The sequence below is a fragment of the Magnetospirillum fulvum MGU-K5 genome (genome assembly GCF_000442515.1).
Lineage (GTDB): Bacteria > Pseudomonadota > Alphaproteobacteria > Rhodospirillales > Magnetospirillaceae > Phaeospirillum > Phaeospirillum fulvum_B.
This window is the reverse complement of record NZ_AQPH01000016.1, coordinates 34464-57607: the sequence shown is the minus strand read 5'-3', so window position 1 is coordinate 57607 and position 23144 is coordinate 34464. Positions and strand designations below refer to the sequence as shown.

Annotated in this window: 16 protein-coding genes and 1 pseudogene; 12 read left to right on the top strand and 5 right to left on the bottom strand. The window is 64.2% G+C overall.

Translation table 11 applies throughout. The features are described from left to right. Positions 1-36: 36 nt before the first annotated feature. The 8 genes from K678_RS06375 (at position 37) to K678_RS17620 (ending at position 9483) form a co-directional block, all read left to right on the top strand. Positions 37-2181 carry a chemotaxis protein CheA gene (locus K678_RS06375; protein WP_021131638.1) on the top strand — a complete coding sequence of 715 codons (2145 nt, stop codon included), beginning with the start codon at positions 37-39 and terminating at the stop codon, positions 2179-2181. Positions 2182-2221: 40 nt separating this feature from the next. Next, a complete protein-coding gene (locus K678_RS06370; RefSeq protein WP_021131637.1) occupies positions 2222-2686 on the top strand; it encodes a chemotaxis protein CheW in 465 nt (154 codons plus the stop codon). 59 nt (positions 2687-2745) lie between these two features. After that, positions 2746-5172, top strand: a complete 2427-nt coding sequence (locus K678_RS19720; protein WP_021131636.1) for a methyl-accepting chemotaxis protein — start codon at positions 2746-2748, stop codon at positions 5170-5172. A 14-nt stretch (positions 5173-5186) separates the two neighbouring features. Next, positions 5187-6083, top strand: a complete 897-nt coding sequence (locus K678_RS06360) for a CheR family methyltransferase (RefSeq protein ID WP_081673183.1) — start codon at positions 5187-5189, stop codon at positions 6081-6083. Further along, positions 6080-6715: a chemoreceptor glutamine deamidase CheD gene (gene cheD, locus K678_RS06355; protein WP_021131634.1), complete on the top strand. Its 636-nt coding sequence runs from the start codon at positions 6080-6082 to the stop codon at positions 6713-6715. Before K678_RS06360 ends, cheD begins: the two co-directional genes overlap by 4 nt. Positions 6716-6723: 8 nt before the next feature. After that, positions 6724-7776 (top strand): protein-glutamate methylesterase/protein-glutamine glutaminase, encoded by a 1053-nt coding sequence (locus K678_RS06350; protein WP_021131633.1) that lies wholly within the window; start codon positions 6724-6726, stop codon positions 7774-7776. A gap of 64 nt (positions 7777-7840) precedes the next feature. Next, positions 7841-8359: a hypothetical protein gene (locus tag K678_RS06345; protein WP_021131632.1), complete on the top strand. Its 519-nt coding sequence runs from the start codon at positions 7841-7843 to the stop codon at positions 8357-8359. Next, positions 8359-9483 carry a ParA family protein gene (locus K678_RS17620; RefSeq protein ID WP_021131631.1) on the top strand — a complete coding sequence of 375 codons (1125 nt, stop codon included), beginning with the start codon at positions 8359-8361 and terminating at the stop codon, positions 9481-9483. Before K678_RS06345 ends, K678_RS17620 begins: the two co-directional genes overlap by 1 nt. A 107-nt stretch (positions 9484-9590) precedes the next feature. On the opposite strand, the gene adhE is transcribed toward K678_RS17620, so the two are convergent. From adhE to K678_RS06315, 5 genes and pseudogenes are all read right to left on the bottom strand, one after another. Further along, positions 9591-12251, bottom strand: a complete 2661-nt coding sequence (gene adhE, locus K678_RS06335; protein ID WP_039852251.1) for a bifunctional acetaldehyde-CoA/alcohol dehydrogenase — start codon at positions 12249-12251, stop codon at positions 9591-9593. A gap of 285 nt (positions 12252-12536) precedes the next feature. Further along, a complete protein-coding gene (locus K678_RS06330) occupies positions 12537-13340 on the bottom strand; it encodes a glycoside hydrolase family 25 protein (protein WP_021131629.1) in 804 nt (267 codons plus the stop codon). A gap of 174 nt (positions 13341-13514) precedes the next feature. Next, entirely contained in the window at positions 13515-14933 is a 1419-nt protein-coding gene (locus K678_RS06325; RefSeq protein ID WP_021131628.1) for an efflux transporter outer membrane subunit, read from the bottom strand. A gap of 9 nt (positions 14934-14942) precedes the next feature. After that, a pseudogene (locus tag K678_RS06320) lies at positions 14943-18079 on the bottom strand (multidrug efflux RND transporter permease subunit). Positions 18080-18103: 24 nt separating this feature from the next. Further along, positions 18104-19249, bottom strand: a complete 1146-nt coding sequence (locus K678_RS06315; protein WP_039852231.1) for an efflux RND transporter periplasmic adaptor subunit — start codon at positions 19247-19249, stop codon at positions 18104-18106. Positions 19250-19387: 138 nt separating this feature from the next. Between K678_RS06315 and K678_RS06310 the strand changes: the two genes are divergently transcribed. The 4 genes from K678_RS06310 to K678_RS06295 all read left to right on the top strand — a co-directional run bounded on the left by K678_RS06310 (position 19388) and on the right by K678_RS06295 (position 23075). Then, positions 19388-20107, top strand: a complete 720-nt coding sequence (locus K678_RS06310) for a response regulator (RefSeq protein ID WP_021131626.1) — start codon at positions 19388-19390, stop codon at positions 20105-20107. Next, positions 20104-21159 carry a sensor histidine kinase gene (locus K678_RS06305; protein ID WP_021131625.1) on the top strand — a complete coding sequence of 352 codons (1056 nt, stop codon included), beginning with the start codon at positions 20104-20106 and terminating at the stop codon, positions 21157-21159. Before K678_RS06310 ends, K678_RS06305 begins: the two co-directional genes overlap by 4 nt. Before the next feature lie 131 nt (positions 21160-21290). Then, a complete protein-coding gene (locus tag K678_RS06300; RefSeq protein WP_021131624.1) occupies positions 21291-22103 on the top strand; it encodes a hypothetical protein in 813 nt (270 codons plus the stop codon). A gap of 159 nt (positions 22104-22262) precedes the next feature. Further along, entirely contained in the window at positions 22263-23075 is an 813-nt protein-coding gene (locus K678_RS06295; RefSeq protein ID WP_021131623.1) for a hypothetical protein, read from the top strand. The last annotated feature ends 69 nt before the right edge of the window (positions 23076-23144 follow it).

The window sequence follows — 23144 nt, the reverse complement described above, 5'->3', positions numbered from 1 at the left end:
CTGCCCCTAACACAGGCCCGAGCGGGAGAGGCACGCGTGAGCGAGGACCAGTCCTACGACCTGTCGCGGTTCAAGGCGACCTATTTCGAGGAATGCGCCGAGCTTCTCGCCGCAGCCGAAGAGACGATTGCTCGCTTGCAACTGGGCGAAGGCGATCTTGAGGACCTCAACGCCGTTTTCCGCTGTGTCCATTCGATCAAGGGCGGTGCCGGAGCCTTTGCCTTCGAGGATCTGGTCCGCTTCGCCCATGTGTTCGAGACCTCGATGGACGCGCTGCGTTCGGGACGGGTCGCCCTGACCCCCCATGTCGCCGATATTCTGGTGCGCGGCACCGACACGCTGGGCGATTTCGTCCGTGCCGCCCAGGAAGAGGTGACCTTGCCCGCCGACCATGGGGCCGACGTCACCGCCCAGCTTGAAACGATCCTGACCGGCGAGGCTTCGGCCGTCGCCGCCGCGCCGGTTCCGCCGGTGTCGGCCCCGCCCGCCGCTCCTGAGGCGATGCGGTGGGATATCCGTCTGACCCCCGCCGCCGGTCTGCTGCTGACCGGCAACGATCCGCAATTGCTGTTTCGCGAACTGGCCGCGCTGGGGCCGCTGGAGGTCGTTGCCGATCTATCGCGTCTGCCCGACCTGACCGAGATGAATCCCCGCGATACCTATCTGTCCTGGACGGCGAGCCTGACCACCGAGCGCGACCGTGCCGCGATTGAGGAGGTGTTCGAGTTCGTTGCGGGCGAATCCGCCGAAGTCGAGATCACCCCGGCCCTGTCTGGCGAAACGGTCGAGTCCGGCCAATCCGACGGCGGCGCCGTGGCGGACGAGGGATGGGGGCTGTTCGAGCCGTCGCCCGATTCCACTCCGGCCGAAGCGTCGGCGGCGGTCGCGTCGGCTCCGTCTCCCGCGATTGCCCCGGCCCGGCCCACGCTTGCGGCCCCGACGGCGCCCGCCAGTGTCGGCGGCAGTGGTGGCAGTGGCATTCACACCTCGTCGATCCGGGTCGATCTCGACCGGATCGACCGGCTGGTCAATATGGTCGGCGAACTGGTGATTACCCAGGCGATGCTGGGCCAGCAGACCACCGGATTCTCGGTCGAATCCCATCCCGAACTGGTGCAGGGCCTTCAGGAACTCTCGCACCATACCCGCGAGCTTCAGGAAAGCGTGATGGCGATCCGCGCCCAGCCCGTCAAGGCGCTGTTCTCGCGTGCGCCGCGTCTGGTCCGCGACCTGTCGCTGAAGCTGGGCAAGCAGGCCCGGCTGGTGATGAGCGGCGAGACCACCGAAGTCGATAAGACGGTGATCGAGCAATTGTCCGATCCCCTCACCCACCTGATCCGCAATTCGCTCGATCACGGGCTGGAACCGCCCGATGAGCGTCTGGCCGCGGGCAAGCCGGTCGAGGGGACGATCCATCTCGGCGCGGCGCATCGCTCCGGCCGGATCATCATCGAAGTGTCGGATGACGGGCGCGGCATCAACCGCAAGCGGGTGTTCGAGAAGGCGGTCGAGCGCGGCCTGATCGACCGCAACGCCCAATTGTCCGACGAGCAGATTGACCAGTTGATTTTTGCACCAGGATTTTCGACCGCGGAGACGGTTTCGGATGTGTCCGGACGCGGCGTCGGAATGGATGTGGTGCGTAAGAACATCCAGGATGTCGGCGGCCGGGTGGTGGTGCAGAACAATCCGGGCCAGGGGGCGCGCTTCGTGCTGTCCTTGCCGCTGACGCTTGCGGTGATGGACGGGATGCTGGTCGCGGTCGGGGGCGAACGCTATGTCTTGCCGCTGACCAACATCGTCGAATCGCTGCGCCCGACACCGCAACAAACCCGGACCCTGGTCAATGTCGGTGACGTGCTGACCCTGCGCGGCGATTACATCCGGCTGATCCGGCTGTACGAATTGTTCGGGATCACGGGCGCGATCACCGATGCCACCCGGGCGCTGGCCGTGGTGGTCGAAACCGAGGGCGGCGACCGCATCGGCCTGCTGGTTGATGAATTGCTGGGACAGCAGCAGGTTGTCATCAAAAGCCTGGATTCTAATTTCCATCCGGTTGAAGGAGTTTCGGCGGCGACCATCCTGGGCGATGGGCGGGTGGCGCTGATCCTGGATGCCGGAGCGCTTCGCATCATGGGCGAGCGTCTCAGCCGCGACGCCACCGTGGCGGCGGAATAAAGCAACCTGGCCGGAGCAACGGCGCGAAGGGGAGGGTGACGTGGCGGAGAGCAGCATCAGGCAGTTCATCTCGTTCACCATCGGCGACGAGGAATATGGCGTCGATATCATGGCGATCCGCGAGATCAAGGGATGGACGGTCAGTACCGAACTGCCCAACACCCCGCCCTATATTCGGGGCGTCATCAATCTGCGCGGCGCGATCGTGCCGATCCTCGACCTGCGCGCCCGCTTTGGCCGGGGCGTCACCGTCACCTCGCCCCGCCATGTCATCATCGTCGTCGCGGTGGGCAGCCGGGTTGCGGGAATCCTGGTCGATGCCGTTGCCGATATCCTGGCGGTCTCGGCCGATGAAATTCAGCCGCCGCCTCAGATCGAGCGTACGGATATCGGCTTTCTGACCGGCTTGGTTACCGTCGAGGGGCGGATGGTCGCCCTGCTCGACCTCGATCATGTCTTTGCCTTTGACGATTTGGATTTGACCGACGGCGTCGTGGCGGCCTGATCCTCCGCCCGACCAACCCGACCTGACGCGCCTGTCGCGACCAGAAAATGGAGTGTGCGATGATCACCTGGATGGCCAACTTCAAGATCGGAAGCCGTATCTTTGCGGGCTTCCTCCTGGTCCTGGCCCTGCTGTGCGTTCTGGGCGTCACCGGGTGGCAGAGCCTGGAAAGCGCCGTCGGTCGAACCCACGAATATGCCCGTCTGACTGGGCAGGCTCAGAGCATCCTTAAAATCGAGTCCGATGTCGCCAATCTGCGGCGGCTGGTGCGGATTTACGAAAAGAGCGGCGAGGACGAGGATTACAAGCGCGTCCACGATGCCAATCTCGCGTTGATCGACGCGCTGAAAACCGCTCAGGCGGCGTTCAAGTCCGAGTCCCGGCGGGAAACTACGGGCCGCATGATCCGGTTGGCCGAGGAATATCTGGCTGCGACCGAGAAGATGAAGGATTTCGACCATAAGCGCGACGCCAGCACGGCCCAGATGAGCCGCAATGGCGCGGCCGGGTACGAGGAATTGGGGCGGTTGATCGAGTCCCAGCATGCCGCCCACGAGGCGGAACTGACGTTGGATCTGGCCGATCTGCGCACCGAATGGGTCCAGTCCCGTCTGCTCGCTGCCAAATATCTGCTTGATATCAATCCCGAAAATGCCGATGCCGGGATCAAGCAAATCGACAAGCTCACGCAATTGCTGAATGCGGTTGCGACCAAGACCAAAAATCCCGAGGTCGCCCGGCAAACCCGCACGACCCTTGATCTGGCGACGCAATATCTGAAGTCTTTCAACGAGATCGTGACTGATAACGCGAAGTCCCAGGCCCTTATCAATGGGACGATGCCCAAGATGGCCGCTGATTTCGCTGATCTGGCCAACCAATTGTCGACCGAACTCGACCGCTCGCTGGCCAAGCTGACCGAGGACACCGAATCCGCCAATGCCACCGCGATCACCATTCTGTTGCTGGTGTCTGGTCTGGCGGTTTTGTTGGGCATCATCTTTGCCTGGGTGATCGCGCGCGGCATCACCGTTCCGGTCCAGGCGATGACCGAGGCGATGACCCGGTTGGCCGGGGGCGACAACACCGTCACGGTTCCGGCGCTGGAGAATCACGACGAGATCGGCCTGATGGCCAAAGCGGTCCAGGTGTTCAAGCAGAACGCCATCGACAAGCTGCGGATGGAAACCGAGCAGAGGGAGGCCGAGGAGGCCCAGCGCGCTCAGGAGGAACAGCAGCGCAAGCGCGAAGCCGCGATCGTCGCCGAGGTCGCCGAGGTGGCGAAGGCCGCCAGTTCGGGCGATCTTGACCGCCGCATCGATCTGCTGGGCAAGGAAGGCTTCCTGCTCAATCTGTGCGAGGGCGTCAACAACCTGATCGCGCTGACCGGAACGGCGCTGAAGGATGTTGCCGGGGTGCTGTCCGCCGTTGCCGACGGCGACCTGACCCGGCGCATCAACGGCGATTACGCCGGGGTGTTCGGCCAGTTGAAGGCCGACGTCAACCGCACCGCCGACAAGCTGTTCGAGGTGGTCAGCAACATCAACGAAGCCACTGTCCAGATCACCAGCGCCGCTTCGGAAGTCGCCGCCGGGAGCCAGGATTTGTCCGAACGGTCGGAGCAGCAGGCCAGCGCGCTGGAAGAGACGGCGGCCTCGATGGAAGAACTCGCCGCCACGGTTCGCCAGAACTCGGCCAACGCCCAGCAGGCTAACCAACTCGCCGCCGGTGCCCGCGAGGTTGCGGCGTCGGGCGGGCAGGTGGTGACCGACGCGATCGGGGCGATGGCCCGGATCGAATCCAGCTCGCAGAAGATCGAGGATATCGTCGGCATGATCGACGAGATCGCCTTCCAGACCAATTTGCTGGCGCTGAATGCCGCCGTCGAGGCGGCGCGGGCTGGCGATGCGGGCAAGGGCTTTGCCGTCGTCGCGCAGGAAGTCCGCAACCTCGCCCAACGATCGGCCCAGGCATCGAAGGAGATCAAGGGGCTGATCGCCGAAAGCTCGTCCCAGGTCCGCAACGGTGCCGATCTGGTCAAGGGCGCGGGCCGGACGCTTGAAGATATCCTGGGCTCGGTCAAACGGGTTGCCGACATCGTTGCCGAGATCGCGGCGGCCAGTGCCGAACAAGCCAGCGGTATCGATCAGGTCAACGAAGCCGTCACCCAGATGGACGAAATGACCCAGCAGAACGCCGCCCTGGTCGAAGAAAGCACCGCCGCCGCTCACTCGTTGGAGGAACAATCGCGCCATCTAGGCGAGGTGATGGCCTTCTTCAACACCGGTGCGGCTGCGGCTCAGCCGCGTGCCGCTGGCAGCCGGGCTCCGGCGCGGGCTGCTGCGACCAAACCGGCGGTGCGCAAGCCGACGCCTCCGCATGTCGCCAAGGCTCATCCCGTCGCCGCCCGGGGTGATCATCCCAAGCCTGCCGCCACCCCATCGCCGAAGGCGTCGGCTGGGGATGAGGATTGGGCTGAGTTCTGAGCCTGAAATCCCGCATCGGGTCCGGTCGCCCCCGTGGCCGGACCCTTGCCGGAGAGGGGGAGGCTGGTGCGAGTAGCGCGCCACCTCAACGTGAATTCGAATTAGGCGACCGCGAATTCCGCTATCTCGCCACCTTTCTGACCCGCGAAACCGGGATCGTCGTCACCGATCACAAACGCCAGATGGTATCGGGCCGCCTCGTCAAGCGTTTGCGGGCGCTGGGGTTGCGCAATTTCAGCGATTATTGCGATCTGATCGAGGGACCGGACGGTCATGCCGAGATCGAGAATCTCGTCAATGCCCTCACCACCAACATCACTCAGTTTTTCCGCGAACCGCACCATTTCGAGCATTTGCGGACCCGGGTTCTGATGCCCCGCTTTGCCGAACTGCCGCGCCGTCCGCGTCTGCGGATCTGGTCGGCGGGCTGTTCCTCGGGGCAGGAGCCTTATACGATCGCGATGATGGTGGCCGAAATCATGCGCCCGATCGAGGGGTGGGACGCGGTGATTTTGGCCACCGACATCGACACCAACATGCTGGCACGGGGTGAGGCCGGGCTTTATTCGGCGGAGGAGGGGGCGACGATCCCCGAGACCTACCGCAAGCGCTATGTGAGGCGCGTCCATGGCGATCCCGACCGGGTGCAGATGAGCGACGATCTCCGTCGTCTGATCCGTTTTCGTCGGCTCAATCTGCACGAAGCCTGGCCGATGAAGGGTTTGTTCGATGTCATCTTTTGCCGCAATGTCGCGATCTACTTTGATAAACCAACGCAGCATCGCCTGTTCAACCGTTACGCGGACATCCTTGTCCCCGGAGGTATGCTATACCTTGGACATGCGGAATCGCTGATCGGCCTGACTGATCGGTTCGAGATGTCCGATAAGACCGTTTACAGGCGAAAATGAAAGAGACGGATCAGGTTTGGGGCAGTCAGGCGGAAGAAGCGGAACGTCGTCGCTGGTTCGACCCAACCTTCAAGATCATGGCGGTCAAGGTTCTACCCGGCGAGCATTACGTCTCAACGGCGGGACAGGAAATGATCGTGACCGTATTGGGGTCCTGTGTCGCTGCCTGCATCTGGGACCCCCGGATGAAGATCGGGGGTATGAACCATTTCATGCTGCCCGATAGCGGCGCCGAGTATGCTCCGATTGACAAAGCGATGCGCTATGGCAATTACGCGATGGAACAATTGATCAACGATCTGCTGCGGCGGGGAGCGCGACGCGAGGCGCTGGAGATCAAGGTGTTCGGCGCCGGCAACGTGATTCCCGGCATGGTCGGCGGGACGGCATCGGTCGGCGACCGCAACGCCCAGTTTGTCCGTCGCTATCTGGGCGAGGAAGGGCTGCGACTGGCCGCCGAGGATCTGGGCGGGCCGTATCCCCGCCGCATCCACTTCTTTCCCCGTCTGGGCAAGGTGATCCGTCTGTTTTTGAAAAAGGATGTCGAGCGGGCGGTTCTCACTCGCGAAATGTCCTACCGTACCCGACTAAAAGACGTGCCGGTCGAAGGCGACGTCGAACTGTTTACGTGAGAGTGCCCATGGCTCGTATCCGTGTTCTGATCGTCGACGATTCCGCTCTGATGCGACAGATGCTGTCGTCGATCCTGACCTCCGATCCGGGGATCGAGGTGGTGGGCACCGCGCCCGATCCGTTGGTTGCCCGCGACAAGATCAAAACCCTCAATCCCGACGTGATGACGCTCGACGTCGAAATGCCGGGGATGGACGGGCTGGCTTTCCTCGAACGGGTGATGGCGTTGCGGCCGATGCCGGTGGTGATGGTGTCGTCCCTGACCGGGCAGGGGGCTGCCGTTTCCCTTCGTGCCCTCGAATTGGGGGCGGTCGATGTGTTCTGTAAGCCCGCCGATGCCGCAGCGGGGGGCTTGACCGCCTATCGAACCGAACTGATCGAGAAGATCAAGGCCGCTGCCATGGCGCGGTTGCGTCCGCCGCGCGATCCTGCCGCCCGGTCGATCACCCGCCTGTCGGTGACTCAGATTTACCGCTCCAGCGACCGGCTGGTGGCGATCGGCTCGTCAACCGGCGGGGTCGAGGCGTTGCGCGACATCATCGTTGCCTTGCCCGCCGACGCGCCGCCGGTGGTGATCGCCCAGCATATTCCGCCCCGCTTTTCCGCCAGCTTCGCCGAGCGGCTCAACGGTCTGTCGGCGGTTCGGGTCAAGGAAGCGGTCGATGCCGAACGGATTCTGGCCGGTCATGTCTATATTGCTCCGGGCGACCGCCATCTGCGGGTACGCCGGTCGGGGGCGGCGCTGGTCACCCATGTTCAGGACGGGCCGTTGGTGAGTGGGCACAAGCCCAGCGTCGATGCCTTGTTCCACTCGGTGGCGCAGACCTGCGCGGGCAAGGCGGTTGGAGTGATTTTGACCGGCATGGGGCGCGACGGGGCCGATGGATTGCTGGCGATGCGCGAGGCGGGAGCCGATACGCTAGGCGAGGACGAATCCTCGTGCGTCGTTTATGGTATGCCGAAAGCGGCCCACGAAATCGGGGCGGTTCAGCGTCAATTGCCACTCTCGCGGATCGCCGATGAAATTCTGCGGTTGTGTCGAGCGCAAGGCGATGATTGATGCCAAGCCGCGCTTAGGCCACAGTGGGGGGAGTGCGAATCGGCGCACAAGGGGATCGGAGACGATGACCACATCCGGGGAAGGAGAGGACAAGACGGCGCTTCTCGGCCTGCTGGCTCGTTGGCAGGCTTTTTCCGAGTTGCAGCAGCGCGCCTTTAGCTTTCTCGCCGCCGAAGCGCTGGCCACCGGGCAGGAATTCGAAAACTCGACCGATGGGGCCGCTGCCGTGTTGGGACAGATGGGTGGTCGTTTGGACTCGACCGATCCGGCTCTGCTTCAGGCCGAAACTTTTTCGGTGATCCAGCGCCTGCAATCGGCCGACCGCTCCCGCCAGGGGTTGGAGCAGGTCGCCTCGGTGCTGGAGACGTTCCGGCGGCTCGAAGCCGAACTGGTCGAAGAAACTCAACGCCACCCGCCGTTGCCGCCGATCCATGTCGTGCTGGAGACCTGGAGCCGGCAATTGAGCGAGTGCATTTCTCTGTCCGACTGGCGACGGCGCTTTGCTGCCGCGCTGGACGGCCGCGACCCCGGGCCGCGTTACCCCGCCCCGGCTGAAACCTGTGACGAAGAACTGTTTTTCTGATGGACGAGACCGAATCCACTCCTGCTGCCGCTTCCGCCCCGCCGCTTCCGCCGGTGATGGTGGCTGTCTTCAATCAAAAAGGCGGCGTGGCGAAAACCACCACCGCCTGTAATCTGGCCGTCAGCCTGACCGCGTTCGGCTATCGGGTTCTGTTGGTCGATCTCGATACCCAGGGCAACGCCACCGCCAGCTTCGGTGTTGCGCCCCTGCCCGCCGAAGGGGCCTTCGAGGTCATCACCGGACGGGCCGATATCGCCGATGTCGCCCTCGATACCGCGTATGAGGGGCTGTGGCTGCTGCCCGCGACCCAGAGCCTGCGCGACAACGACCATCTGCTGACCCCGTCCGGGCGGCGGCGTGGGCTGCTCGAAGCCCGGCTGGCCGGAACCGGGGTGGATATCGTCGTCGTCGATTGTCCGCCCTCGCTGGCCGCCGCGACCTCGACCGCGCTGGCTTCGGCGACGGCGGTGCTGATGCCGGTCCATCCCGATCCCTTCGCCCATGATGGGCTGGTCAACACCTGGTACGAGATTTGTCGCGTTCGCGAGACGGTCAATTACCAATTGGGCGTTGCCGGGATTCTGCTGACGATGACCGAGCCGGACCCGACCGGGGCCGATGTTGCCCGGGTGATCCGTGCCGAATTCGGCGATCAGGTTCTCGATGTCGAGATTCCGGCCAAAGCCAAGGTCGCCGAGGCGGCGCATCTGGGGCTGCCGGTGACGGTGCTTGATCCCGATGGTCCTGCCGGATTGAGCTATGTCGAGGCCACCCGCGAGATGCTGGCTTTGCTGGCGCGGCAGAACCGTCATTGGGCGCATCTGCCCGAAGCGGCCAGCCTGGAAACCGCGTTGGAGCGTTTGCGCGAATGGCGCGCCACGCTTCATGCTGATCTGTTGAACCGTCTTTCCCCGGCGGTGCAGCCGGGTGAGGTGCAGCCCCGACGCGGGGCGGAGCGTGCGGTCGCGCCAGTTGCAGCGGCTGGTCCGGCCGGACAAACCGGGACGAAACGGGCGTGGTGGCAGGTGTTGTCGCTTAACCTGTTCATCGCCCTGACCGCCGCCTTCGTCGCCGGGATGGCGGTCGATGCGCTGGTCAATTATCTGGGGCAGATGGCGCGCTGACGCGGGCGGTTCGCCGCCTGTCTCTGATGGTCAAAGCCTGATGACAATCGCACCGGGATACGGGGACGCTCCCCCGTATCCCGGAACGTTGTTCGGTGTCCCCGGCTTTACGCCAGGATTTTCTCCGCAAGCGGGGTTTCGCTCTCGTCCTCGCTGTGGTCGTACAGGCGTTCTTCGCTGAAGGGACGGCCGTAATAGCTGTCGAGCAGGATCGCCTTGAGTTCCGTCACCAGCGGGAAGCGCGGGTTGGCCCCGGTGCATTGGTCGTCGAACGCTTCGACGGCCAGGGTGTCGAGTTTGGCCAGGAAGTCGGCCTCGGCCACACCGGCGGCCTGGATCGACGGCGGAATGCCCAACTCGTGCTTCAGTCCATCCAGCCACTCCAGCAGCCGTTCGATGCGGGCGGCGGTGTTGACGCCGTCCAGACCGAGCGCTATCGCGATCTCGCCATAACGATGACGTGATTTCGGCCGATCGTATTGCGAGAACGCGGTCTGCTTGGTCGGATTGTCATTGGCGTTGTAGCGAATGACGTTGCTGATCAGCAGGGCGTTGGCCAGACCGTGCGGCAGATGGAAGGCGGCCCCCAGCTTGTGCGCCATCGAATGGCACACCCCCAGGAAGGCGTTGGCAAAGGCGATCCCGGCGATGGTGGCGCCGTTATGGACGCGTTCGCGCGCAATCGGGTCCTTGGCCCCGTTGGCATAGGCCGACGGCAGGCTTTCCTTCAGCAGCTTCAGCGCCTGGAGCGCCTGCCCGTCGGTGTATTCGCTGGCCATGATCGAGACATAGGCTTCCAGCGCGTGCACCACCGCATCGATGCCGCCGAACGCGGTCAGCGATTTGGGCAGATTCATCACGAAATTGGCATCGACGATGGCCATGCTGGGGGTCAGCTCGTAATCGGCGATCGGATACTTGATCCCGGTCGCATCGTCGGTGACGACGGCGAACGGCGTCACTTCCGATCCGGTGCCCGAGGTGGTGGGAATCGCCACCAGTTCGGCCTTGATCCCCAGTTTGGGGAATTTGTAGATGCGCTTGCGGATGTCCATGAAGCGGAGCGCGAGGTCGGCGAAATTGACCTCGGGATGTTCATAGAGCACCCAGATCAGCTTGGCCGCATCCATCGGCGAGCCACCGCCCAGCGCGACGATCACGTCGGGCTGGAACGCCTGGGCGATCTCGACACCCTTGTTGATGATCGAAAGCGTCGGGTCGGCTTCGACCTGGAAGAAGGTTTCCACCTCCATTCCGTTGCGCTTCAGCAGGGTGATGGTGTCGTCGACATAGCCGTTGCTGAAGAGATAGCGGTCGGTGATGATCAGCGCCCGCTTTTTCCCCGCGAGGTCCTTCAACGCCTCGGTGATCGCGCCGCGCCGGAAATAGATCGACTTGGGCAGTTTGTGCCACAGCATGTTTTCTGCTCGCTTGGCGACGGTTTTCTTGTTGATCAGGTGCTTGGGGCCGACATTTTCCGAAATCGAATTGCCGCCCCACGATCCGCAGCCCAGCGTCAGCGACGGCGCCAGACTGAAATTATACAGATCGCCGATCCCGCCATGCGAGGAGGGGGTGTTGATCAGGATGCGGGCGGTCTTCATGTGCTTGCCGAAATCGAGGACCCGCTGCGGCTGGAGATCCTGGTCGGTATACAGCACCGAGGTATGGCCGATGCCGCCCAGTGCCACCAGGTCCACCGCTGCGGCGACCGCCTGGGCGTAATCGGCCCGGCGATACATCGCCAGCGTCGGCGACAGCTTTTCATGGGCGAACGGTTCGGCGACGACGGTGTCCTTGACCTCGCCGATCAGAATCTTGGTGTCGGGCGGCACCGAGATCCCCGCCAGTTCGGCGATGCGGCTGGCCGGCTGGCCGACGATGTTGACGTTGACGTTGCCGTCGACCAGCAACACCTTGCGTACCGCGTCCAATTCGACGGGGTTCAGGATATAGCCGCCATGGCTGGCGAAGCGCTGGCGCACCGCCTCGTACACCGAATCGACGACGATGACGGATTGTTCCGAGGCGCAGACGACGCCGTTATCAAAGGTCTTCGACATCAGGATCGAGGCAACCGCCCGCTTGATGTCGGCGGTTTCGTCGATCACCACCGGGGTATTGCCCGCGCCGACGCCGATCGCCGGTTTGCCCGACGAATAGGCCGCCCGCACCATGCCGGGACCGCCGGTGGCCAGGATCAGGTTGACGTCGGGGTGATGCATCAGCCCGTTCGACAGTTCCAGAGACGGCGCGTCGATCCAGCCGATGATGTCGGCGGGCGCACCGGCGGCGACGGCGGCATCCAGCACCAGCTTGGCGGCGGCGCAGGTCGAGCGCGCCGCGCGGGGATGCGGGCTGAAGATGATGCCGTTGCGGGTCTTCAGGCAGATCAGCGCCTTGAAGATCGCGGTCGAAGTCGGGTTGGTGGTCGGCACGATGCCGCAAATCAATCCCACCGGCTCGGCGATGGTGATGGTCCCCGCCTCGTCATTGATTTCGACGATGCCGCAGGTCTTGTCGTCCTTGTAGGCGTTGTAGATGTATTCCGAGGCGAAGTGATTCTTGATCACCTTATCCTCGACGACGCCCATCCCGGTTTCTTCGGCGGCAAGCCGTGCGAGGGGGATGCGGGCATCGGCGGCGGCCAGGGCGGCGCTGCGGAAAATCAGGTCCACCTGTTCCTGGGAATAGGTAGAGAAGGCCAGTTGGGCGGCCTTGACGCGCGCTACCAATTGGTCGAGGTCGGACAGAGCAGAAAAGGTCACCGTCAACCCCCGTTGTGATTGTTTAGAAAGATGTGATATGAACCCTGAAGTTTGATTCAGTGTTGGATTGGAGATCGATAATTATTCATAGAAAGAAGTGGGGGTCCAGTCCTGAATGGGATTGGGTAAGATTATTACCGGAACTGTAACTTTTTTCTCGATCCTTGGCGGTTTTGTTATGCATCCGTCAATACGCATTATCCCTGAAACGCATGGCTATTCCTTCGGGTGGCTGGGGGCCACACGTTGGTGCAGGTTGGCAGAGGGCAGGAGCGGTGCCGGCGCTTAGCCGCGGGCCGATGGCGGGCGGGAGGATCGTCCCGCTTCGTGCCGCCAATAGCGTTCAAGCGCGGCGATATCGCCACGGAACAGGTTGCGGTCGCATCGTTCGATGCCCGATACCGCGCGGGTCCGATGGTGGCGGGGACCGCCGTCACCGGCATATTGCCAGAAATGCCACCCCTTGCCCTTCCAGGCGCTGGGGACTTCGGGTTGCATCCGGTAATCGCCCAGCCACAGCGGGCAATTGGCCAGGATCGAACGCGGCGTGATCGGGCCGCCCAGGCTGTGGTGGGTCCGTCCCATCGGCCGCCCGTCGGCCCAGGCGGCATTGGTGTAAAGCAGGGGATAGCGCCCGGTCGCGGCGAAGACAGTGCGGACGAAATCCTCGGCCTGATGGAGATGCATGCTGTTGGCCGGGTTCAGCTCGTTCAGTTCGAGATCGAGCGCGATCAGCGTGGCCGGGCCGGGGCGGGCGGTGTCGAGGAAGGTCCGCGCCTGCTCCTTGCCGGAATATTGGCGGGTCCCGAAATGATAGGCCCCCCACAACAGCCCCGCCGCCTCGGCCTGGGCGCGGCGCTTGGCATAATAGGGGTCGCGCCAGTCGCCGCCTTCGCTGGCTTTATGGATCACGCCCAGAATGTTGCTTTTCTTGCGGGCCAGGGTGAAGTCGCGGACGGTGGTCATGTAGCTGATGTCGATGACAACGTCGGCGTGGGGGATGGTCTTGGCGGTCGCAGGCATCGCCATCAGGCCGAGCAGCCCGGTCAGAACAGTTCTGCGGGTGAGCATGATATCGAAAACAGGCATTCGATCACTCAAGACACTGCCACCGGGACTGGATCGGTCGCCGTCGGCAGGGGGAGCAGCACAGGGACGGGTTAATCTTCAGACCGATTAAGCACGATCCGACACTGATCGTATCGCCCTCTAGCCTTCTTTTCCAGTCTTCCCGACCCTTGACCCTATCAGAAAAGGGGGATTTCAGGCCGGGCCGTCATCCGTCTGCCCGTCAAGGCCGCCGCCCAGGGCTTTGTACAAGCCGATTGCGTTGCTGATCTCGTCTCGCTTGATGTCGAGCAGGGTCTGGCGCGCGGCGTAAAGCTGGCGTTGCGAATCGAGCAGTTCGAGGCGGCCTTCCTGCCCGGCGCGATAGCGCAGGGTGGACAGTTCGACCCGTCGCTCGGCCGAGGCGACCATCCGGGTTTGCGCCTCGATCTGACGGCCATAGGTGGCGGTCCCGGCCAGCCCGTCGGCGACTTCGCGGAAGGCGGTCTGAATCGCGCGTTCATACTCGGCGATCGCTTCGGATTTGCGGATTTCCGCCAGCTGCAATTCGGCTTGCAACTGTCCATCCAGGAACAGGGATTGGGTGATCTGCGGGGCAAAGCTCCACACCCCCTGGCCGCCGTCGAACAGGCTACCCAGCATCGGGCTGGCAGTGCCCAGCGAGGCGGTCAGCGACAGACGGGGGAAAAAGGCGGCGCGGGCCGCTCCGATATCGGCATTGGCGGCGACCAGCGCCTGTTCCGCCCGCCGGATGTCAGGGCGGCGGGTCAGCAGGTCGGACGGCAGCCCGGCGGGCAACCGGGTCCGCACCGACGTGCTGTCCAACATTCCCGGCGGCGGCAGATCGGCGGGCAGGGCGGTTCCCACCAGCAGGGTCAAGGCGTTGGTGGCGCGGGCCAGGGCGCGGGTGCGTCCTTCCAGATCGGCCTCGGCGGTGGCGACCTGACCTTCCGCCTGGGTGATGTCCAATCCGCTGGTCTGGTCGGCGGCCTTGAGGCGGCGGGCCAGATCAAGCGATTGCCGCCAGTCGGCCAGGGTCTGTTCGGCCAGGTCCAGTTGCTCGCGGGCCAGACGCTCGGCGAAATAGGCGTCGGCCACCGCGCCGACCAGGGCGATGTGGGCGGCGCGGCGGCCTTCCTCGCTGGCGAGGTAGCGGGCGAAGGCCGCCTCGCTCAGCGAGCGGACCCGGCCGAACAGGTCGATTTCAAAGCCACTGATGCCGAGGCCAAGGCTGTGCTGGCTTTGAATCCGGGCCTGGGTGGCGGGATCGGTCGTCCGGTCGGCGGCGATGCGCTGGCGGGTGGTGCCCGCATTGGCGTTGACCGCCGGGATGCGGGCGGCCCGCTGGATCATGTATTGCGCCTGGACCGCCTCGACATTGAGCGCGGCCAGCCGCAGATCGCGGTTGTTCTCTAACGCCAGATCGATCAGCCGGTGCAATCTGGGATCGCCGAACATCGTGCGCCATCCGAGGTTGGCGGCAGGTTCGCCCTCGGCGGCCACTGGCCCGGGCGCAGGGTAAGCCGCAGGCACCGGCAGGTCGGGCTTGGTCAAATCGGGGGCCAGCGAGCAGGCCGACAGCGCCAGAAGCAGGGGAAACGCGGTCAATCGCATCGAATCAACTCAACTCTTGTTGTGCGGCGGCGCGCTGGAACGACGGGCACGCCGCCAGTCGTCCAGCCGTTCCAATCCGCCGATGACGAAAACGAAGAAGGCGGGAACGAACAGCACCGCCAGCACGGTGGCGGTAATCATCCCGCCGAAAACGCCGGTGCCAATCGCGTGCTGGGTCTCGGCACTGGAGCCCCAGGCCAGCATCAGCGGCACCACGCCCAGCGTGAACGCCAGCGAGGTCATCAGGATCGGACGCAGCCGCAGCCGCGCCGCCGTGACCGCCGCGTCCCGCACCTCCATACCCTGGGCGTGCAATTGGCGGGCATATTCGACGATCAGGATCGCGTTCTTGGTCGACAGGCCGATCACCGTGATCATGCCGACCTTGAAGAAGACGTCGTTGGGCATCTCGCGCAGGATCACTGCCGCGACCGCGCCCAACAGGCCGAGCGGGACCACCAGCATCACCGAGAGCGGGATCGCCCAGCTTTCGTACAGCGCCGCCAGCACCAGGAACACCACCAGCATCGACAGGGCCAGCAGCAACGGGGCCTGGGCCGCCGATTGCCGTTCCTGCAACGATTGCCCGGTCCATTCCACCGCGAAGCCGGAGGGGAGTTGCTTGGCGATCCGTTCCATCTCGGCCATCGCCGCGCCACTCGACGCGCCGGGGGCCGGGCTGCCGGAGATGCGGACCGATGGGATGCCCTGATAGCGCACCATCTGTAACGGCGCATCTTCCCATACCGGCGTCACCACTTCGGCCAACGGCACCATGCCGCCGTTTGCGTTGCGGACATACAGCTTCAGAACGTCGTCAATCTGCATCCGGGCCGGGGCGTCGGCCTGGACGATCACCTGCTGCATCCGTCCGGCATTGGGGAAGTCGTTGATGTACAGCGAGCCCATCGCCGCCGTCAGTGTTTCGCTGATCGCGGTGAAGGGAACCCCCAGCGCCTCGGCCTTCTGGCGGTCGATGTCGAGATGAAGGCTGGGACCGGTGGGCAGGCCGTCGGGATAGACATTGGCAACGATGCTGCTTTGCGCGGCTAACTCCAGCAATTGTGTCTCGGCTGCTTTCAGGGCGGCGTGGCCCCGGTTGGCGCGGTCCTGCAAACGCAGGCTGAAGCCGGACGACGTTCCCATTTCATCAATCGACGGCGGCAGCAGACTCATCACCGTACCTTCGGTGATGTCCGACATCGCCGCTTGGGCGCGGGCCGACTCGTCGGCGGCGGTGGCACCGTCCCGCCGGTCCCAATCCTTCAGCATGGTGAAAGCCAGTGCGGCATTGGGGCCGGACCCGGAAAAGCTGAAGCCCAGGATCGAGATGTTCGACTGGATGCCCGGCCGCGCCGCGACATGCGACTCGAACTGGCGTACCTGATCCAGCGTGCGTTCCTGCGTCGCATCGGACGGCAATTGGAACGAAGTCATGAAATAGCCCTGGTCTTCCTCGGGCAGAAAGGCCGAGGGCAAGGCGCGGAAGGCCAGGATCAGCACGACAGACAGGAGGACGAACACCGCCATCATCCGGCCCGAGCGGCGAACCAGGCCGGTGACCCGGTGTTCATAGGATCGGGTCATGCGGTCGAAGCGGCGGTTGAACCAGCCAAAGACCCCGCCTTTTTCGTGATGGCCGGGATCGACCGGCTTGAGCAGGGTGGCGCACAAGGCCGGGGTCAGGCTGAGGGCGAGGAAGGCCGAGAACAGGATCGATACCGCCATCGACAGGGTGAACTGGCGATAGATCACTCCGACCGAACCACTCGCCAATCCCATCGGAATGAACACGGCGGTCAGAACCAGGGTGATGCCGATCACCGCGCCGGTGATTTCGGTCATCGCCTTAACCGTCGCCTCCTTGGGCGAGAGGCCCTCGGTTGCCATCAAGCGTTCGACGTTTTCGACCACGACGATCGCATCATCGACGATGATGCCGATTGCCAGCACCATCCCGAACATCGTCAGGACATTGATCGAGAACCCGGCCATCAGCATCACGGTAAAGGTGCCGAGCAGGGCAATCGGGGCGACAATCGCCGGAATCAGGGTGTAGCGGATGTTTTGCAGGAACAGCAGCATCACCAGGAACACCAGAACCATCGCTTCGAGCAGGGTGTGGACGACCTTCTCGATTGAAATCTTGACGAAGGGAGCGGTGTTGAACGGGACGGCATAGCTCATCCCCGACGGCAGGGTGTGGCTCAGTTCCGCCAGCCGCTTTTGCACCCCCTCGGCAGTGCGGACGGCGTTGGCACCGGGCGATTGCTGCACGGCGGCGACAGTGGCGGTCTTGCCGTTCTCGCGATTGACGAAGCTGTAGGTCTGGGCCCCCAGCTCGACCCGCGCCACATCGCCCAGAACCACCTTTGAGCCATCGGCATTGGCTTTCAGCACGATCGCGGCAAATTCCTCGGGCGTGCGCAATTGTCCCTGCACGGTCAGCGGAATGGTGACGCGCTGCCCCGCCACGGTGGGGGAATCGCCGACCCGGCCGGGCGCGATCTGGGCGTTCTGCTGGGTAATCGCCGTCGACAGATCGTTCATCGACAGGCCAAAACCGATCAGCCGCGACGGATCGACCCAGATGCGCAGCGCCTGTTCGGCCCCGAACAACTGGACCCGGCAACCCCCTCGATCCGGCGCAATTCCTCGATGATGTTGCGCGCCATATAGTCGCTCAGCGTCGTTTCATCGAAGCGGCCATCCTCGGATTTGAGGGTAATCAGCATCAGAAAGCCCGAAGAGGCGGATTCGATGTTGAGGCCGTTTTGCCGCACCGCCTGAGGCAGACGCGGCTCGATCGTCTTTAACCGGTTCTGAACATCGACCTGGGCCAGTTCCGGGTCGGTCCCCGGCTTGAAGGTGACGGTGATCTGGGCCCAGCCCGAGGTGTCGGCGGTCGATTCGAAATAGAGCAGGTTCTTGACGCCCGACAATTCGCGCTCGATCAGGCTCAGCACCGAATCGTTCATCGTCTGGGGGGTGGCGCCGGGATAGTTGGCGTAGATGTTGATCGTGGGCGGCGCCACCGAGGGATAGCGCGCGATCGGCAATTGCGGCAGGGCGATCAGCCCCAGCAAAATGATGAAAAGCGCGACGACCCAGGCAAAGACCGGCCGTTCGATGAAAAAATGCGGCATGGTAAAAAGGCTCCGGGGGGACTCTTAGCGCGCGGCGGTTTTGCTCGGTTGCCACGTGCGTGGGGCGACGGCGGTGCCGTCGAGCAGGCGGTCCAGCCCCTCGACCACGATCCTCTGCCCGGCGACCAGCCCGGTCTGAATGCGATAGCGGCGGTCGATCAACTCGCCCAGTTCGACCGGGACTGACCAGGCCAGATCGCCTTCGCCCACCACCCACACTTTCGCCTTGCCGCCAAGGCGGACCACCGCCTGCTGCGGTACCATCAAGGCGTCGTCATAGCTGGCGCGCGGGACGCGGGCACGAACGAACATCCCTGGCAACAGGTCGCGCTTGGGATTGTCCACCAACACCCGCAACAGCACATCGCCGGTGCCGGAATCGACGTTGATGCCGGAAAACAGGATGCGGCCGCGCACGTCGTAGGGGGTGCCGTTGCTGCGCAGTACGGTGACCGGCAGGCCCGAGGTTTTCGCGGCTTGGGATGATGCCAGGGCTTCGCGCACCGTCTCCAGCGAGGAGGCGGGCTGACGCACATCGACATAGACCTGATCGACCTGCTGAATCCGGGCCATCGGGTTGCTGTCGGTGGGGGCCACCAGCGCGCCTTCGGTGATCAGGGCCTGATCTATCCGGCCCGAGATCGGGGCATCGACCGTCGCGAACTTCAGATCGAGCTTGCGCCGGGCCAGGGTGGCGCGGGCCTGGGCGACGTCGGCGGCAGCCTGATCGCGCTGTGACACCGCGTCGTCATAGGTCTGGCGGCTGATCGCGTCGGCCTGCACCAGCGGCTCCAGCCGCTGGGTCTGAATCCGGGCGCGGGCCAGGGCGGCCTCGGCCCGTTGCAAGGCGGCGGCTGCCATGTCGGCATCGGCCTTGAACGGAGCCGGATTGATCTGGAACAACGGCGCGCCCGCCCTGATTTCCGCGCCCTGTTCGAACAGGCGGCGCTGGACGATGCCGCTGACCTGGGGGCGGATTTCGGCGATACGGACGGCGGCGACCCGGCCGGGCAGATCTTCGGTCAAGTCGGCCCGCGACGGGGCCAGGGTCATCACCGCGACCTGAATGGGTGGCAATGCCGCCTCGGGGGCGGGATCGCCACAGCCCGCCAGCGCCAGCGCGGCCAGAATCAGGACCCCGCCGGTGCGGGGTAGGCGTTTCACTCTCATGCTTCGATCTTTCACCGACACTCAATAGAACCACCCGCCGCCTTTGCGGGCGATCGCACCCTAGGCCGAGGGGATGGCGTTTGCGTCGAGCCTTTGTGGAGATACAATGGAGATCGAACAGAAATGTGCAGACCCGCTATGTCTCCCCCAACCGCCGCGCCGCAGGCCCTGGTGCTCATTGCCGAAGATGAGCCCGAAATCGCCGATATCCTGTCCGCCTATCTGGGCCGTAGCGGCTTGCGCAGCGTGCGCGCCGCCGACGGTCGCCGGGCGTTGGACCTGCATTTGTCGCTAAAGCCCGATCTGATCCTGCTCGATGTCCAGATGCCGCAACTCGACGGCTGGCAGGTGCTGGCCGAAATCCGCCATCGTGGCGACACGCCGGTCGTCATGTTGACCGCGATGGATCAGGACATCGACAAGCTGACCGGGCTGCGGATCGGTGCCGACGATTATGTGGTCAAGCCGTTCAATCCGGCCGAAGTGGTGGCCCGCGTCCAGGCGGTGTTGCGCCGCGTCCGCCCCGGCGGCGAGGCCCCGAACCGCCGTTTCATCCGGATCGGTCGGTTGCAGGCCGACCTGGAAAGCCATGAAATCACTCTGCATGGCGAGGACGGCGACCATCTGTTGGCGCTGACCCCGACCGAGTTCAAGCTGATGGTTCATCTGATGCGCGCGCCGCGTCGGGCGTTCGGGCGCGAGGAATTGCTGGTTGCCTGTCTGCCCGAGGGCGAGGCGTTGGAGCGCACGGTCGACAGCCATGTCAGCAAGCTGCGCAAGAAGCTGGAGGCGGCGGGGCTGGACGGGGTTCCCGCCAACGTGCGCGGCGTCGGCTATCGGTTGGGAGAGGGGACGTGACGGCGGCGGGGGGCCTCAGCCGCCGCATCATCCGTTCGATGGTCTCCCTGGCTTTGGCCACCACCTTGCTGACGGTGCTGGGATCCTACGCCTTTTATACCCTCTGGCTCATTCTCTCCCCGGCCAATTTCCCCGGCGCCAACAGCGAGAGTTTGTTTCCCACTCCGCTGGAATGGGGCTGGATGGCGTTGACCGCGCTGGCGGCGCTGGGGCTGGCGGTGGTCTCGGCGCTGGGGCTGGCGCGGCAGATTCTGGTGCCGCTTAATTCCGTCGCCGAAAGCTTGCGTCAAGTCGCGCTGGGCGATCTGACGGTACGGGCCAGTACGGACGACCAATCGCTGGGGGAGGTGGCGCATCTGGTGCGGGACTTCAACGCGATGGCCGAACGGCTGGACCGGATGGAGCGCGAACGCCAGTTCTGGAGCGCGGCGATTGCCCATGAACTGCGCACCCCGGTGACGGTGTTGCGTGGCCGTCTGCAAGGACTGACCGAAGGGGTGTTCGAGCCGGACCCGGCCTTGTTCCGCTCGCTGCTGACCCAGGTTGAGGGATTGGGGCGGCTGATCGAGGATTTGCGGCTGGTCGGGCTGGCGGAAAACGGCCGACTTGACCTTTATTGGGAACAAACCGACCTGTCTGCCGAAATCGCGGCGGTGGTGCAGGCGTTCGAACCCAGCCTGATTGAAGCCGGGTTCTTGCTGTCTTGCCAATTGGACAATCGCCCGATGCTATGCGATCCGGTCCGTATCCGCCAGGCCTTGCTGGCCCTGCTCGAAAACGTCCGTCACCACGCCATTCCCGGCCCGGTGCGGATTTCAGTGCGGGTCGAGCCGGAGCGCTGCCATCTGGTGGTCGAAGACAGTGGCCCCGGCGTGCCCGAGGCCGAAATCACCCAGATTTTCGTGGCGTTCCAGCGCGGCCAGTCCCATGGCCGGGGCAGCGGGCTGGGGCTGGCCGTGGTCCAGGCGATCGCCCATGCCCATGGCGGCGATGTGATTTGTGGGCCGTCCTCCTTAGGCGGAACCGCGTTCGACCTTTCCTGGCCGATCTGAACGATTATACCGTAATTTTACCCATAGGAATTTCGCGCGTTCCGTTTGTCGCGGTTTTTCGTTACCATGCCCTTCGTCATGTCCGGCTATCCGATCGGCCGGGGCCTCATCACGTACATTCGGGAGGGCATATGCAGACAGGCAAAACAGTTCTGGTCGCATTCGCCGCGCTGGGCGCAACGGCTTCCGTTGCGCTGGCGGACGGTGTGAAAAGCGATGCTGCGGTCTCGGCGCCAAGCGTGACGGTGATGGGGATCGCCGGATCGGCCAGCGGCAAGGCCACCGGGGGTGGTGCGGCCAGCGTCGCCCTGCCGGTGACGGATCGGATCGGGGTTCAGGTCGATGGCGCGCTGACCAATGCCGGTGGAACCGGCGGCATGGATGCCGGTCTGCACCTCTTCACCCGCGATCCCAACGCCTATCTGGCGGGCGGAACCTTCGAATGGTCTCGCTTCGGCAGCACCAACGCCTATCGCTATGGTGTCGAACTGGCCGCCTATCTGGGGGATGTCACCCTCGGCACCACTGGCGGTATCCAGCGCGGCGGTGCCAACCACGCCACCACCACCGCTGGCTATGCCGCCGTTCAGGCGGATTATTACCTCTTCGATACCTTGAAGACCTCGGTGTCCTTCGGCGGTTACAGCAATTACCGCGCCGTGCTGGCACTGGTCGAATGGCAGCCGGTCAATGATACGCCGCTCAGCCTGTTCACCGAGGGCGGTGCCTCGGTGGCGCATGAGCATCGCGGCATCGTCCTGGCTGGGGTGCGCTATACCTTTGGCGCGCCCAACTCGACCATCAAGGACCGCGACCGCCACGGCGATCCGGAAGTCTTTCTCCAGTCTGGGATCGCCTCGTCCAACCTGATGGGCAATACCAAGGCGTTCGAGCCTGCCGTGACCCCCGCCGCGCCCCAGCCCGCGCCTTTTAATCCCATCTAAGCCGTCTTTGGGGCGCCTTCACGCCGATTAGGACGCGGTGGGGGCGCTCCAGGGCAGTATTTCGCTCGTTCCGTTTGTTAGGTTTATTCGTTACCATTCCTCTCGTCATGACCGGCACCCGATTGGGCGGGGCCGGATCATGTCTATTTGGGAGGGGAAATGCAGGTAAGAAACGCAACTCTGATCGCGTTGGCCGCGTTGGGCGCGACGGCATCCGCCGCGCTGGCAGACGGTGTGAAAAGCGATGCCGCAGTCTCGGCACCAAGCGCGACGGTGATGGCGATCGGCGGATCGGCCAGTGGCAAGGCCACCGGCGGTGGTGCGGCCAGCATTGCCCTGCCGGTGACGGATCGGATCGGGGTTCAGGTCGATGGCGCGTTGACCAATTCTGGCGGGACTGGCGGCATGGATGCCGGTCTGCACCTGTTTACCCGTGATCCCGACGCTTATCTGGCGGGCGGAACCTTTGAATGGTCCCGCTTCGGCAGCACCAATGCCTATCGTTATGGCGTTGAACTGGCCGCCTATCTGGGGGATTTCACCCTCGGCACCACCGGCGGTATCCAGCGCGGCGGCGCCAACCACGCCACCACCACCGCTGGATACGCCGCGATCCAGGCGGATTATTACGTCTTCGATACCCTGAAGACCTCGGTGTCCTATGGCGGCTACAGCAATTACCGCGCGGTGCTGGCAGAGGTCGAATGGCAGCCGGCCGAGGAAACCCCGTTCAGTCTGTTCACTGAAGCTGGTGCCTCGGTGGCGCATGAGAATCGTGGCATTGTCCTTGCCGGGATGCGCTATACCTTTGGCGCGCCGAAATCGACCATCAAGGATCGCGATCGTCATGGCGATCCGGAAGTCTTTCTCCAGTCGGGGATCGCCTCGTCCAACCTGATGGGCAATACCAAGGCGTTCGAGTCCGCAACCACTCCCGCGCCGCAGCCCGCACCGCGGCCGCACGATTCCTAAGCCGTCACGGGGTGCCCCCACTCCTTCGTCAAATCAAGACGGGGGTGGGGGCGCTCCAAGCCGGGTCCG